General features: G+C 71.8%; 13 protein-coding genes. 7 read left to right on the top strand and 6 right to left on the bottom strand.

The window, feature by feature from the left end; translation table 11 throughout:
- The first annotated feature begins 53 nt into the window (after positions 1-53).
- Positions 54-3,692 (top strand): cobaltochelatase subunit CobN, encoded by a 3,639-nt coding sequence (cobN, locus tag OGH68_RS10430; protein ID WP_264243098.1) that lies wholly within the window; start codon positions 54-56, stop codon positions 3,690-3,692.
- Positions 3,693-3,710: 18 nt separating this feature from the next.
- Here the strand turns inward: cobN and OGH68_RS10435 are convergent, their stop codons facing one another.
- Positions 3,711-4,013 carry a hypothetical protein gene (locus OGH68_RS10435; RefSeq protein WP_264243099.1) on the bottom strand — a complete coding sequence of 101 codons (303 nt, stop codon included), beginning with the start codon at positions 4,011-4,013 and terminating at the stop codon, positions 3,711-3,713.
- Between the two features lie 84 nt (positions 4,014-4,097).
- Positions 4,098-4,769: a hypothetical protein gene (locus tag OGH68_RS10440; protein ID WP_264243100.1), complete on the bottom strand. Its 672-nt coding sequence runs from the start codon at positions 4,767-4,769 to the stop codon at positions 4,098-4,100.
- Between the two features lie 224 nt (positions 4,770-4,993).
- Here OGH68_RS10440 and OGH68_RS10445 point away from each other — a divergent pair, with 224 nt between their 5' ends.
- The 4 genes from OGH68_RS10445 (at position 4,994) to OGH68_RS10460 (ending at position 8,203) form a co-directional block, all read left to right on the top strand.
- Complete coding sequence (locus OGH68_RS10445; RefSeq protein ID WP_319020192.1) at positions 4,994-5,629, top strand: NADPH-dependent F420 reductase; 636 nt, start codon at positions 4,994-4,996, stop codon at positions 5,627-5,629.
- Between the two features lie 116 nt (positions 5,630-5,745).
- Positions 5,746-6,156 (top strand): four-helix bundle copper-binding protein, encoded by a 411-nt coding sequence (locus OGH68_RS10450; protein ID WP_264250005.1) that lies wholly within the window; start codon positions 5,746-5,748, stop codon positions 6,154-6,156.
- Positions 6,157-6,277: 121 nt separating this feature from the next.
- A complete protein-coding gene (locus OGH68_RS10455) occupies positions 6,278-7,105 on the top strand; it encodes an SAM-dependent methyltransferase (RefSeq protein ID WP_264243101.1) in 828 nt (275 codons plus the stop codon).
- Positions 7,106-7,450: 345 nt separating this feature from the next.
- Positions 7,451-8,203, top strand: a complete 753-nt coding sequence (locus OGH68_RS10460; RefSeq protein WP_264243102.1) for a class I SAM-dependent methyltransferase — start codon at positions 7,451-7,453, stop codon at positions 8,201-8,203.
- A 34-nt stretch (positions 8,204-8,237) separates the two neighbouring features.
- Here the strand turns inward: OGH68_RS10460 and OGH68_RS10465 are convergent, their stop codons facing one another.
- Positions 8,238-8,603 carry a PH domain-containing protein gene (locus OGH68_RS10465; protein WP_264243103.1) on the bottom strand — a complete coding sequence of 122 codons (366 nt, stop codon included), beginning with the start codon at positions 8,601-8,603 and terminating at the stop codon, positions 8,238-8,240.
- 215 nt (positions 8,604-8,818) lie between these two features.
- Between OGH68_RS10465 and OGH68_RS10470 the strand changes: the two genes are divergently transcribed.
- Complete coding sequence (locus tag OGH68_RS10470; protein WP_264243104.1) at positions 8,819-9,160, top strand: hypothetical protein; 342 nt, start codon at positions 8,819-8,821, stop codon at positions 9,158-9,160.
- 34 nt (positions 9,161-9,194) lie between these two features.
- Here OGH68_RS10470 and OGH68_RS10475 read toward each other — a convergent pair whose 3' ends face one another.
- Positions 9,195-9,998 carry a maleylpyruvate isomerase family mycothiol-dependent enzyme gene (locus tag OGH68_RS10475; RefSeq protein ID WP_264243105.1) on the bottom strand — a complete coding sequence of 268 codons (804 nt, stop codon included), beginning with the start codon at positions 9,996-9,998 and terminating at the stop codon, positions 9,195-9,197.
- A gap of 265 nt (positions 9,999-10,263) precedes the next feature.
- Here OGH68_RS10475 and OGH68_RS10480 point away from each other — a divergent pair, with 265 nt between their 5' ends.
- Positions 10,264-10,872, top strand: a complete 609-nt coding sequence (locus OGH68_RS10480; RefSeq protein WP_264250006.1) for a maleylpyruvate isomerase family mycothiol-dependent enzyme — start codon at positions 10,264-10,266, stop codon at positions 10,870-10,872.
- A 49-nt stretch (positions 10,873-10,921) separates the two neighbouring features.
- On the opposite strand, the gene OGH68_RS10485 is transcribed toward OGH68_RS10480, so the two are convergent.
- Both OGH68_RS10485 and OGH68_RS10490 read right to left on the bottom strand, forming a co-directional pair.
- Positions 10,922-11,581, bottom strand: coding sequence for a class I SAM-dependent methyltransferase (locus tag OGH68_RS10485; RefSeq protein WP_264243106.1), 660 nt, complete (start codon positions 11,579-11,581; stop codon positions 10,922-10,924).
- Between the two features lie 115 nt (positions 11,582-11,696).
- Complete coding sequence (locus OGH68_RS10490; protein ID WP_264243107.1) at positions 11,697-13,022, bottom strand: phosphatase PAP2 family protein; 1,326 nt, start codon at positions 13,020-13,022, stop codon at positions 11,697-11,699.
- Positions 13,023-13,698 lie beyond the last annotated feature (676 nt).

The raw sequence follows: 13,698 nt of genomic DNA on the forward strand, positions 1-13,698 counted from the left end.
GCCGTCCTCCACCAGCCCGGGGCGCGGAAACCCCGAGGAAGGCCAGACGCCGCATGTCGCACCCGTCCGAGGGACGCCCCGCACAGCCCAGCCCCAGCGTCCTGCTCCTGTCGACGTCCGACACCGATCTGCTGAGCGCACGCGCCGCGACCGGCCCGGTCCCGTACCGCTTCGCGAACCCCACCCGCCTGGCGCTCGAGGATCTGCCGGCCCTGCTGGAGGGCACGGACCTCGTCGTCGTCCGCCTCCTCGGCGGACTGCGCGCCTGGCAGGACGGCATCGACCTGCTGCTCGCGCAGGACCGCCCCGTCGTCGTCCTCACCGGCGAACAGGCCCCCGACGCCCAGCTGATGGAGGCCTCCACGGTCCCGATCGGCATCGCCGCGGAGGCCCACGCCTACCTCGCGCACGGCGGCCCGGCGAACCTGGAGCAGCTGGCCCGCTTCCTGTCGGACACCGTGCTGCTCACCGGTCACGGCTTCGAGCCACCGGCCGCCGCCCCCACCTGGGGCCGGCTCCCCCGCACGCCCCGCTCCGAGAACCCCGGCGGCCCGCTGATCGCGGTGCTCTACTACCGGGCCCACCACATGAGCGGCAACACCGCCTTCGTGGACGCCCTGTGCGGCGCGATCGAGGACGCCGGCGGCCGCGCACTGCCGCTGTACGTGGCGTCCCTGCGCGCCCCCGAGCCGGAGCTGCTGGAGCAGCTGCGGGAGGCCGACGCCCTGGTGACCACGGTGCTCGCCGCGGGCGGCACCCGCCCGGCGGACGCGAGCGCCGGCGGCGACGACGAGTCGTGGGACGCGGGCGCGCTCGCCGCCCTCGACGTACCCGTCCTGCAGGCGCTGTGCCTGACCGGGTCGCGTGCGGCGTGGGAGGAGAACGACGAGGGCCTGTCCCCGCTGGACGCGGCGAGCCAGGTGGCCGTGCCCGAGTTCGACGGCCGGCTCATCACCGTCCCGTTCTCCTTCAAGGAGATCGACGAGGACGGCCTCCCGTCGTACGTCGCCGATGCCGAGCGCGCCGCCCGCGTCGCCGGGACCGCGGTCCGCCACGCCCGGCTGCGCCACATCCCGAACAGCGACAAGCGCCTCGCGCTGGTGCTGTCGGCGTACCCGACCAAGCACTCCCGCATCGGCAACGCGGTCGGCCTGGACACCCCCGCCTCCGCGGTGTCGCTGCTGCGCCGCCTGCGCGAGGAGGGCTACGACTTCGGGCACGAGCCGGTCCCCGGACTCGAGTCCGGTGACGGCGACGAGCTGATCTACGCGCTCATCGAGGCCGGCGGCCACGACCAGGAGTGGCTGACGGAGGAGCAGCTCGCCCGCAACCCGGTCCGTATCCCGGCCGCCGACTACAGGCGCTGGTACGCGACGCTCCCCGAGGAGCTGCGCTCGGGCGTCGAGCGGCACTGGGGCCCGCCGCCCGGCGAGATGTTCCTCGACCGTTCCCGCAATCCCGAGGGCGACATCGTGCTCGCCGCGCTGCGGCGCGGGAACCTGCTGATCCTGATCCAGCCGCCGCGCGGCTTCGGCGAGAACCCGATCGCGATCTACCACGACCCCGATCTGCCGCCCTCGCACCACTACCTGGCCGCCTACCGCTGGATCGCCGCGTCGGCGGACGACGGCGGTTTCGGCGCCGACGCGATGATCCACCTGGGCAAGCACGGCAACCTGGAGTGGCTGCCCGGCAAGAACGCCGGCCTGTCCGCGGCCTGCGGGCCCGACGCCGCGCTCGGCGACCTGCCGCTGATCTACCCGTTCCTCGTCAACGACCCGGGCGAGGGCACCCAGGCCAAGCGCCGCGCGCACGCGACGCTCGTCGACCACCTGGTGCCGCCGATGGCGCGCGCCGAGTCGTACGGCGACATCGCGCGCCTGGAGCAGCTGCTGGACGAGTACGCGCAGATCTCGTCCATGGACCCGTCCAAGCTGCCCGCGATCCGCGCCCAGATCTGGACCCTGATCCAGGCCGCGCGGCTCGACCACGACCTGGGCCTGGACGACCGCCCCGACGACGACGGCTTCGACGACTTCCTGCTGCACGTCGACGGCTGGTTGTGCGAGGTCAAGGACGCGCAGATCCGTGACGGACTGCATGTGCTGGGCGGCGCGCCGACCGGCCCCGAGCGGGTCAACCTGGTGCTGTCCATCCTGCGCGCCCGGCAGATCTGGGGCGGCTCGCAGTCCCTGCCCGGCCTGCGTGAGGCGCTGGGCCTCGACGAGTCCGCGGCGACCCGTACGAGCGCCGACGAGGCGGAGGCCACGGCCCGTGCGCTCGTCGAGGCGATGGAGGCGGCGGACTGGGACCCGGACGCGGTGCCGCACTCGCACGGCCGGGACGTCGCGGCGATCCTGCGTTTCGCGGCGACGGAGGTCGTGCCGCGGCTGGCCCGCACCACCGACGAGATCGACCACGCGGTGCACGCCCTGAACGGCGGTTTCGTCCCCGCCGGTCCGTCGGGCTCTCCGCTGCGCGGGCTGGTCAACGTCCTGCCGACGGGCCGCAACTTCTACTCCGTCGACCCGAAGGCCGTCCCCTCGCGGCTCGCCTGGGAGACCGGCCAGGCCCTCGCGGACTCGCTCCTCGAGCGCTACCGCGCCGACAACGGCGCCTGGCCGACCTCCGTCGGCCTGTCCCTGTGGGGCACCAGCGCCATGCGCACGGCCGGCGACGACGTCGCCGAGGCGCTGGCACTGCTCGGTGTCCGCCCCGTGTGGGACGACGCCTCCCGCCGGGTGACCGGCCTGGAGCCCGTACCGCTCGCGGAGCTGGGCCGCCCCCGGATCGACGTCACCCTGCGCATCTCGGGCTTCTTCCGTGACGCGTTCCCGCACACGATCGGTCTCCTGGACGACGCGGTCCGCCTCGCGGCCTCGCTCGACGAGCCGGCGGCCGACAACCTCGTCCGCGCCCACGCGCAGGCCGACCTGGCGGAGCACGGCGACGAGCGCCGGGCCACGACCCGAATCTTCGGCTCCCGGCCGGGTACGTACGGCGCGGGCCTGCTCCAGCTGATCGACAGCCGCGACTGGCGCACGGACGCGGACCTGGCCGAGGTCTACACGGTGTGGGGCGGGTACGCGTACGGCCGCGGTCTGGAGGGCCGCCCGGCGCGCGCCGAGATGGAGAGCGCGTACAAGCGGATCGCCGTCGCCGCGAAGAACACGGACACCCGCGAGCACGACATCGCCGACTCCGACGACTACTTCCAGTACCACGGCGGCATGGTCGCCACCGTCCGCGCGCTGCGCGGCACGGCCCCCGAGGCGTACATCGGCGACTCCACCCGCCCGCAGACGGTCCGCACCCGCACGCTGGTCGAGGAGACCTCCCGCGTCTTCCGCGCCCGAGTGGTCAACCCGCGCTGGATCGAGGCGATGCGCCGCCACGGCTACAAGGGCGCCTTCGAGCTGGCGGCCACGGTCGACTACCTCTTCGGGTACGACGCGACGACGGGCGTCGTCGCGGACTGGATGTACGACAAGCTCACCGAGACGTACGTCCTGGACCCGGAGAACCGCGCGTTCCTCCAGCAGGCCAACCCGTGGGCGCTGCACGGCATCGCGGAGAGGCTGCTGGAGGCGGAGTCCCGGGGCATGTGGGCGAAGCCGGACGCGGCGGTGCTGGAGCAGCTGCGGCAGGTCTTCCTCGAGACCGAGGGCGCCCTGGAGGACGACGAGGCGTAGCGGGCCGGGCGGGCCGCGTCAGCGGGCGGCGGCGCGGGCCGGCCGCTGCGCGGCCCAGATCATGCCGGGCGCCACCAGCATCACGGCGAGGCCCGCGAACCGTACGTACCCCTGGGCCGCCGGGTCCGTGACCAGGACCACGGCGGCCACCTGCAACGCGAGCCCGGCGGCGACGAGCAGCTGCGCCCAGCCGAACAGCCGCGGGCGCACGACGTGCTTCCGCTGCGCCGGCAGCAGCCACCCGGTGCGTACGGCGACGACTCCCAGGGCGGCCACGACCAGGGCGAGAACGCCGACCGGGATTCCCACGTACACGTTCATCGCCACCCCTGCTGTGCTGCCGGCGGTCCGCCGCGGACCGAAGTCAGCAGATCATGCCACAGCGCACCGGCCGCCCCGCGGCCCCTACGGCTCGGTCAGGGTCAGAGTCCAGTCGCCTTCCGAGGTCACGTTGACGTAGTACGGACCCTCTCCCGGCATCCTGGCGACGGCCGATCCCTCGAAGTCCCGGATCTCGTTGAAGACCAGGTCCTGGGCCCTGCCCCGCGCGTCGATGACCGCGACGACGAAGTTGCTGTCCCCGGTGTGGTTCGCCGTCACGGTGACCACCTGGTCCGCGGCGAAGGGCCCTTCGAGGCGGTCCCCGTTCCCCGACCAGGTCTGCGGCAGCCGGGCGGCCGACGGCTGGTTCCCCGGCTGCGTGATCTCGACGGTCCAGGGAGCGTTCGCGTTCACCTGGAGCACATGGTCCCCCGCGCTCACCCCGACACCCTTGGTGCCCTCGTACGACCCGACCCGGTTGACGACGAGGTCCTTGACCTGGCGTTGGTCGTCGAGAAGCTCGACGATGAAGTTCTCCGTGCACGAGGCGCACTCCGACCGTACGACGGCCAGCCCGCCGGTCAGCGCGAACTCCTCGGTCACCTCCTGCCCGGTACCGCTGAGCGTGATCGGCGGTACGGACGGCGTCGGCTGCCGGACGCCCGCAGTCGCCCCGCCCTGCCAGGCGGTCAGCGCCACGACCAGCAGCACCACGACGGCGACCACGCCCCGTACATTCCTGCGGCGTTCGGCCATGCCCCGGCTCCCTTCCACTCCCCGGCGCCGGCCCGCACCGGCCCGCACCGGCAACCGGCACCACCTCCACCATCCGCCCCCCACGGCCCCTCGCAACTCGGCCCTCCCCCGGTGCCCGGCCGACCCGGCCACACCGTCGTTTCCGCGTCGGCGGCCCGGGCACTCGTCGCTGCGCGGCCCCGGTCGGGACGACGGCTCAGGAGCGTTGCGAGAAGGAGACCCTCATGAAGATCGGCATCATCGGCGCAGGTCACATCGGCTCCACCCTGGCCCGCCACTTCGTGCGCATCGGCCATGGCGTGGTCATCAGCAACTCCAGGGGGCCGGACACGCTGGCCGGGCTCGTGGAGGAGATCGGCGGCGGGCTGCGTGCGGTCACCGTGCGGGAGGCGGCCGGGTTCGGCCAGGTCGTCGTGGTGAGCATTCCGTACGGGCGTTACAAGGAGCTGCCGGCGGACGCCCTCAAGGACAAGGTCCTGATCGACACCTGCAACTACTCTCCCGAGCGCGACGGGCACGACCCCGACCTGGACGACGACAGCACCACCTCCAGCGAGAAGATCAGGGCCCACACGGACGCCGACCTCGTGAAGGCGTTCAACGCGATCCACTGGCAGAACCTTCGCGACCGGGGCCGCGGCAAGGGCGAACCGGGCCGGCTGGCCATTCCCGTCTCCGGGACCGACACGGAGGCCAAGGCCGTGGTCGCGGGACTCATCCGGGACATCGGCTTCGACCCGGTGGACGCCGGCGACATCGGCCACGGTGGCCGCAGCCATCAGCCGGGGTCGCGCCTGTACGGGGCCGAGATGTCCGCACAGGAGATGAACGACCTGCTCCGGGCCGGCGCCGCGGCGTGAAGCCGGGCCGACGCCCTCCTGTCCTGTTTGGAGACGCCCGCACCGTGCTACCCGTCCCGCGCGCCGTTGCCCCGGCGCGCCGTCCGACGAGCACGAACCAGGAGGTCACCATGGCCATGACCACGTCCGTGAAGGACATGCTGAACACCTACCCCGCCGACCTCGGCGGCGTCGACCGGGAGGCCCTCGCCCGGTGCATCGAGGAGTGCGTCGCCTGCGCCCAGGCGTGCACCGCCTGCGCGGACGCCTGTCTGTCGGAGGGCATGGTGGGCGATCTGACGAAGTGCATCCGCACCGACATGGACTGCGCCGACATCTGCGCCGCCACCGCCGCCGTCCTCTCCCGCCACACCGGCTACGACGCCAACATCACCCGCGCGATCGTGCAGGCGTGCGCCACCACCTGCAAGGCGTGCGCCGACGAGTGCGAGAGCCACGCCGACATGCACGAGCACTGCCGCGTCTGCGCCGAGGCGTGCCGGAGCTGTGAGCAGGCGTGCAACGAGCTCCTGGCGTCCCTGGGGTGAGACGGGGCAAAACCACTGGCCGGCACACGAGTTGAACCGCCGCGGCACAAGCCTCGCCGAGCCTGCTTGGTCTAGGTTGGGAGCCAGGTCGAGGAATCGTTCGTGCCCAGGAGGCCCTCTCGTGTCTGAACACGCCCACCAACTCGCCGCCACCGAGGACATACGCGCCCGGATCGACACGACCAAGCCGCACTCCGCCCGCTTCTGGAACTACTTCGTGGGCGGCAAGGACCATTACGAGATCGACCGTGAGACCGGCGACCACATCAAGGCGATCTTCCCCGGTCTGGTCGACGTCGCGCGCACGAGCCGCCAGTTCCTCGGCCGTGCCGTCCGGCACCTGGCCGGCGAGCAGGGCATCCGCCAGTTCCTCGACGTGGGCACCGGCCTGCCCACCGCCGACAACACCCACGAGGTGGCGCAGCGCGTCGCCCCGGACGCGCGCATCGTCTACGTCGACAGCGACCCGCTCGTACTCACCCACGCGCGGGCCCTGCTCACCAGCACCCCCGCGGGCAGGACGGCGTACCTGGACGCCGATCTGTACGACCCGGAGAGCATCATCAAGGCCGCCGGGGGGACGCTGGATCTGTCGCAGCCCGTCGCGCTGATGATCCTCAACACCCTCGGCCACGTCGCCGAGTACGACCGGGCCAAGGAGCTCGTGGGCCGGCTCATGGCGGGCCTGCCGTCGGGCAGTTACCTGGTGATCAGCGACAGCACCGCGACCAGCGAGGGCATGATCGCCGCCTCCGCCGCGTACAACTCCAGTGGCGCGGTGCCGTACTACGTGCGCGGCGTCGACGAGATCGCCGGGTTCTTCGACGGCCTGGACCTGGTGGAGCCGGGCGTCGTCCAGGTCACCCGGTGGCGCCCGGAGACTGACGACCCGTCGGCGGCCGAGGCGCCCGCGGTGGACGCGTACGGAGCGGTGGGCCGCAAGCCGTAGGCGTGGGCGGGACAACGGTCCGGGGGCGGTCCGGGCGACAACGGCGCTCGCCCCCGGGCCGGTTCGGGCCGACGGCCCCCGGTCGGCGGGCGTGCGGAGCCCGGTCGGCGGGCTGCGGGGCCGTACGGAAACCAGCACGGAAACCGGTCCCGGCGCCGCCCGGAAAGCTTCCGCGACGGCCCTCGGCGCCGCCTTGCGGCGTAGTGCGCGCGACGCGTGGGGTGAGACCCCGCCCGCTGCCGTCAGAGCCTCGCCATCGGGCGCCTGCACCCTCGCCGCACCTGCTCTGAGCTGGGCTTTCACCCTTTCCGACCGTATCGTTGCGGTGACGCGGAAGGGGCCCGGATGCACCGGAACATACGCACGGTCGACGACGTACTGAAGCTCATGGACGAGTTGTTCGCGCCTGAGGCCGACCGCTGGACGGCCGGGGGATCCACCTGGTGGGACGACTTCTACACCGACCGCACCAAGCCGGTGCCGTTCTTCGTGGACAAGGCGGACGAGAGCCTGGCCGCGAACCTCGAACGGGGCCTGATCAGGCCCGGCCGGGCGCTCGACCTGGGGTGCGGTCCCGGGCGCAACGCCGTGCACCTGGCGGCGGCCGGTTTCGACGTGGACGCCGTCGACCTCTCACCGACGGCCCTCGGCTGGGCCGAGGAACGCGCCCGTGAGGCAGGGGCGGACGTCCGTTTCCACTGCGGCGACGCCTTCGAGCTCACCGCCGCGGAACTCGGCGGCCCGTACGACCTGATCCACGACTCGGGGTGCTTCCACCATCTGCCGCCCCACCGCCGGGTCAGCTACCTCGCCCTGCTCGACCGGGTCCTCGCACCCGGCGGCCACTTCTCGCTCACCTGCTTCGCGTCCGGCGCGATGGGCAGCGAGCTCCCCGACGCGGACTTTTACCGCGGCGGCCGCCCCGGCCTCCACGGCGGCCTCGCCTACACGCCGGAGTCGCTGCGCCGGATCTTCTCCGGCCTGACGGAGGTCGAACTGCGCCGTATGCGCGACGAGGCGCCCGGCTCCGAGTACTTCGGCGAGCCCTTCCTGTGGACGGCCCTGTTCCGCCGCGACGACGCCCCGGCCACCGGGTAGCCGGCCGGGGCGTCCGGTGGACGCGTACGGGCGGCTAACGTGCCACGAACTGCGTCAGGATGGCCTGCACCTCGTAGATGTCGACGCCCTTGGTGAACGTCTTCTCGATGGGCACCGAGTTGCCGGAGATCCAGATCTTAAGTTCCGCGTCGAGGTCGAACGTACCGGCGGTCTCGACGGCGAAGTGCGTGATGCTGCGGTACGGGACCGAGTGGTACTCGACCTTCCGGCCGGTGATTCCCTGCTTGTCCACGAGGATCAGCCGGCGGTCGGTGAACAGGATCGTGTCGCGTATGAGCATGTACGCGGCCTGCACGCGCTCGCCCTGCCCCAGGAGTCGCGCGTACTCCTGCTGCGCCTGCCCCGGATCGATCGTGTGCGCGTTCCCGAAAAGTGCCACGAAGGCCCCCACCCGTTGAAGTTGCAAGATTTTCACACTGTATAGCCGAGTCCGCCACAAGTGGGCCACCATGGCCCCCCGTTCCGGCTGCCGGGCTCACGGCGTCCCATGGGGCCGGCGTTACCCCGCCCGGCCGCTCCCCGGATGCCCTGGCCCGGACGAAGCGGCAAGGTGGCCTTCGCCAGGACCCTTACCGACCGGACGAGGAGCACCCCATGTCCGTGACCCCCTACCGGCATGCCGCCGTCGCCGCGGGGACCGTGCTCCTCGCCCTCACCGCCGCGGGCTGTTCGGGCCTCGACCGGACCGCCGTGGGGACGATCGTCTACGAGGGCGAGCACGGGCACCACACGACGGTGACGAGCCCCCGGATCACGGGCTGCCACCATTTCGAGTCCCCCGGCGCGGTCGCGGTCGAGAACAGCACGGAGGCCGACGCCCTCGTCTACCCGACGGACGACTGCTCCGGCGACGAGTCGATCTACGTACCGTCGGGGACGTCCGACGTCCCGGCCCCCGGAGCGGGCCCCTGGCTCAGCTACAGCTTCGTCCACTGACCGCGGGCGGCCCTCGCGGAACGCGGAACACCGCTCAGAACAGGACGCGTGCCGTGACGAGCGCCGCCACCCCGTCCTCGTCGCCCTCGTACCGCAACTCGCCGCGCGGCTGCCGCCCGGACAGGTGCCGGGCGAAGTCCACCGCGTCCGCGCGCAGGGTGGCGACCGGCGGGCCGCTCCCGAGCCGGTGGCGTCCCCCGGCCGGACCCGACAGCTCCAGCAGGCAGGGCGGGCCGGTCCAGTCGAGCGCCAGGTCCAGCACGACCTGGTTCATGATCTCGCGGTCGTGCTCGTCGAGCACCAGCTCGACGCCGGTGGCGTCGCTGATGTCCACCCGGTGCATCCAGGTGTCGCGGGCGACGAGGACACTGTTCAAGTACTCCATGGAGTCTTCCGGCAGCTCCTTCCCTTCGGGAAAGATCATGCTGAGCCTCATCCGCCGCCGCATCGGAGCGGGCATCCGCCGCAGCGACCGGGCGCCCCGGGGGGCCAGCCGCGCGAACTCCTGGACCAGCTCGGGGCCGGACGTCCAGCCCCGTTCCTCGACCTGGGTCTCGTTGTGCCCGTCGAGCGCCCCGAGCCCCGGATGCGTCCGCCGGGCATGCCGGACACGGCTGACCATCAGCCACGGCTTGGGCAACTCCTCGTACTGCCCGACCTCGTGGGCGACCATGTCGCGCACGGTCCAGCCCGTACACGCGGTGGGCTTGGACCACGCGTCGGCGCCCAGCGACCCCATGATCGCGAGCGAGGCGCGGATCTCCGCCTCGTTGACCTCGCGCGCCCGCGCGGCGGAGGTCCGGGGAATGTCACGCGCGGCGACGGTCGGCGTGCCCATGCTGCAGCCTCCTCACGCCCCCCGTAACGCCCCGTCTCTCAGGCTACGCCGGGCTCCGGGACGCTCAACCGGGCCGAATGCCGCCCACGGCAGCCGGCGGCCCATGGACTCCGCCGCCGGCGCAGCGCAGTCCGTGCCCGGCCCGGTCGCGCGAGCGAGCGCTGTCCGGCTCACAGTAGCGATGAGTTCGGACCGTGCCGCGAGTCTCGCCTTGCGGACCGTGCCGTCGGGCGAAGGAGGAGCCGTGAAGGACGATGTCTGGTCGATGGTGCACGCGGAGCGCGCGGCGCTGATCGACGACCTCGCCCACCTCGATGACGAGCAGTGGGAGAAGCCGTCACTGTGTGAGGGGTGGACCGTGCACTGCGTGGTCGCCCATCTGATCGACACGGCGAAGACGACGCGCCTCGGTTTCGCGGCCGGCCTCGTCCGGGCGGGGTTCGACTTCCACCGTCAGAACACACGCGGTGTGGAGCGGGAGCGCTGCGCCTCACCGCAGGAGACGTTGGAGCGGCTTCGTCGGGTGGCCTCCCGGCGGTCGACGCCTCCGGCGCCCCTCGACAGCCGACTCGTCGAGGAGGTCGTGCACGGTGAGGACATCCGTCGGCCCTTGGGTCTCACCCGCTCCTACCGGCAGGAGGCCGTGGCCAGAGCGCTCCGCCTGCAGACTCGCACGCCGGCGTCGTTCGGCGGGGCCAAGGAGCTGATGACCCGCGTACGGCTGACGGCAACGGACGTCGACCTGTCGGTCGGAGCCGGTCCGGAGGTGAGCGGAACCGCGCTCTCGCTGCTCCTGGCCGTATCCGGACGACGGGTCGCGCTGAACGAACTCGACGGGCCGGGAGTCACGACGCTAACGACGACGCCTGCCTGACGTCTCTGCGGTCAGGGCTGGTCGTACCCGCCGAACGCTACGGCTGAGCTCACGGCTCTTCAGGTCTGCGCGCCAGAAAGGTGGCGGCAGTCCTCCTGCTTCCCTCGTCGGGCGCCTGCACGAGTCGCGCGGTGACGACGAGTCCGGCGCGTTCCAACAGCTCGGCGATCCGATCCGGCGACAGCAAGTGGGACTCGTAGGACACCGGGTGGCCGCCGTACGCCCGGGTCGGGCGGAGATGCTCGTCGTCCCCCACATGGCCGGCCAGCATCAGATGGCCGCCGGGGGCGAGCGTGCGACGGAATTCGGCGAACACGACCGGCAACAGCTCCGGCGGCGTGTGGTGGGCGGAGTAGTAGGCCAGGATGCCGCCGAGCTCGTTGTCCCGGATCTCCAGCCCGGTCATCGACCCCACTGCGAAGCTCAGGCCCGGATACGCCTTCCGGGCCAGCTCGATCATCTTCGGGGACAGGTCGATGCCGAAGGCGGACACCCCCAGCTCCGCCAGATGCGCCGTGATCTTGCCCGGCCCGCACCCCAGGTCCGCGACCGGCCCGCGTCCGGACACCTGCACGACCTCGGCGAACGCGGCCAGCATCGCCCGGGACACAGGGTCCAGCTCTCCCGGGTTCTTGACCAGTTCCGCGTAGTCGGCGGCAACGGTGTCGTACGACTCCCGGACCGCGGCGAGGTAGGAGGGCTCAGTCACGCGGGCGACTCTAGAGCAGGCCGGCGCCGTGCCGACCGTCCCCCTCCATGGCGTGCGGACCGCGCCCCGAGTCGCGCACGGCAGCGACTTGCAGCCGCCACCAGATGGTCGCGCCCTAGCCGACTCGGTCGGCGGTGACTGTACCGGCCCCGCTCGACTCGACCGGTTCGGGCTGCGGTTCGCGTCGCGGTCCCGGCAGATGCACCGACGCGCCCTCCCGTTCCCACCGCTTGGTGGTCCGTACGTAGCCGTAGACCACTGAGGCGGTCGCCAGGACGAGCAGCGGCCCGAACACCCACGGCTGTCCGGCCATCTCCACCGGCAGATAGCGGTACGACACCAGGAGTGCGATGAACACCGCGGTGCCGTGGACCACCAAGCGGACACCCGACCGGTCCCAGCCGCGGTCCATCGCGCGCAGCGCCGTCTCGATCGTGAGCGTGAAGACCACACCGGCGATGATGTCCGCGCCGTAGTGGTAGCCGAAGCCCAGCGTTGCGCCGAGCGTGGCGGTCAGCCAGAACGTGCCCAGGAAGCGCAGAGCCCACGGGCCCTTGAGGGAGTGGATGAAGATCGCGGTGGCCCACGCCGTGTGGAGACTGGGCATGCAATTGCGTGGGGTGATCCCGTCGAAGGGCATCGGGAGCGGGGTGCCGACCGGCGGCGGCGTGTTCGGCCACAGGTCGGCCAGCGCCCACTGGCCCCCGTCGGCACCGTAGGCGTAGATCGGTCCGACCACCGGGAAGATCATGTAGATGCCCGGCCCGAGCAGGCCGATGACCAGAAACGTGCGCACCAGATGATGGCCCGGGAAGCGGCGCTCGACCGCCACGTTCCGCAACTGGTACAGCGCGACGACGACCGCGCCCACCGCGAGCTGGATGTAGACCCAGTCGAGGACGTGGGCGCCGACCGACCCGGTGGCCTCGACGATCCGGCCCACCACCCACGACGGGTCGCCCAACGCGTGATCGGCGGTTGCCACGTACTGGTCGAGCACCGTCGGGCGCGTCTCCGACGTGATCAGAAGCCAGGTGTAGCCGGTCTTGCGGCCGGCCACCAGCAGCAGGGCCAGTCCGACGCCTTTCAGCAGCAGGACGCGCTCACGCCCGGTGCGCCGTGTGACGGCGATGACGGCACAGGCCAGCGTCACCCACAACGCGCCGTTGCCCATCATCATCTCGGCGCCGACAGCCCACCGCACAAGCCAGAACACGCCGTCGATGCCGAGCGCGGCGCCGAGCGCGATGATCCGCTGCCGCCAGGTGAGCACCACCATCATCAGGGCCATGCTGACGTACAGCACGGTCCCCGACATGGGGGCGAATATCAGCTCTCGCGCCTGGTCGGTGATCGGCCCGCGCTCGCCGTACCGACGCGCGGCGATCTCCAGTGCGACGAGGAATGCGAGGCCCACCGCACTCACCGCGACCCACAGCATGACGCGTGGTTGCCGCCATGCAGCCGACCGAGGGCTGCCGTCTTGCCGCGAAGACCCTCGCGTCAGTGTGGATGTCATTATTTTCAGCCGATTTGTGATTTTTCAATATGACCGTCGATAGCTCGAACACCCTAGCGGACGGGCAGGCTTCGCTGACCACGGGTAGGTCAAACCGGACGCTCGACTCCCTCCTTCGCCCCGGGCACGACCACGTCGGTCACGTAGCGCCCCGCGGCCCCGGTCCGGGGCGTGGCGGGCGGCTCCACGCGTGCGGAGTGGGGCTTGATCAGCAACACGGGAGCGACTCCATCACCCGGTACAGAGCTTTTGCATCAGGGCCGTAGGCGTAGGTCCCAACCTCACCGCCACCGAACTCAACCCGTAGTTCTCCGCCGTGGAAGACCCATGGAGAGCATGCGGAAGTGGGGGGTGGGGCCATGGATCCCCATTCCAGTCCCGAGCTGGATGCCGGGGACATTCCTACCCACCCCCCATGGCCGCGAGTCCCTACCGATCTCCGTCCGGCCGAGCGTTTCGCACAGTAGCCGAGCCACCGACAAGCCCTGCGGCCTGACCGTCTGTCGCTTGTGGCGTCGGCCACAAGCAGGGCGGCCCTGGGTGGCCCAATGAGGGCCGGCCGGCTTGTGACCTGAAAGGCGACCAGCGACAAGACAAG

The organism is Streptomyces peucetius (assembly GCF_025854275.1).
Taxonomy (GTDB): Bacteria; Actinomycetota; Actinomycetes; order Streptomycetales; family Streptomycetaceae; genus Streptomyces; species Streptomyces peucetius_A.

Excerpts from the sequence above, each read along its gene's own strand:
- OGH68_RS10435 (WP_264243099.1), bottom strand. The coding sequence starts at position 4,013 with ATGAACGTGTACGTGGGAATCCCGGTCGGCGTTCTCGCCCTGGTCGTG.
- OGH68_RS10450 (WP_264250005.1), top strand. The coding sequence starts at position 5,746 with ATGACCACGTCCGTGAAGGACATGCTGAACACCTACCCCGCCGACCTC.
- OGH68_RS10445 (WP_319020192.1), top strand. The coding sequence starts at position 4,994 with ATGAAGATCGGCATCATCGGCGCAGGTCACATCGGCTCCACCCTGGCC.
- OGH68_RS10440 (WP_264243100.1), bottom strand. The coding sequence starts at position 4,769 with ATGGCCGAACGCCGCAGGAATGTACGGGGCGTGGTCGCCGTCGTGGTG.
- OGH68_RS10480 (WP_264250006.1), top strand. The coding sequence starts at position 10,264 with ATGGTGCACGCGGAGCGCGCGGCGCTGATCGACGACCTCGCCCACCTC.
- OGH68_RS10490 (WP_264243107.1), bottom strand. The coding sequence starts at position 13,022 with ATGCTGTGGGTCGCGGTGAGTGCGGTGGGCCTCGCATTCCTCGTCGCA.
- OGH68_RS10460 (WP_264243102.1), top strand. The coding sequence starts at position 7,451 with ATGCACCGGAACATACGCACGGTCGACGACGTACTGAAGCTCATGGAC.
- OGH68_RS10475 (WP_264243105.1), bottom strand. The coding sequence starts at position 9,998 with ATGGGCACGCCGACCGTCGCCGCGCGTGACATTCCCCGGACCTCCGCC.
- cobN (WP_264243098.1), top strand. The coding sequence starts at position 54 with ATGTCGCACCCGTCCGAGGGACGCCCCGCACAGCCCAGCCCCAGCGTC.
- OGH68_RS10470 (WP_264243104.1), top strand. The coding sequence starts at position 8,819 with ATGTCCGTGACCCCCTACCGGCATGCCGCCGTCGCCGCGGGGACCGTG.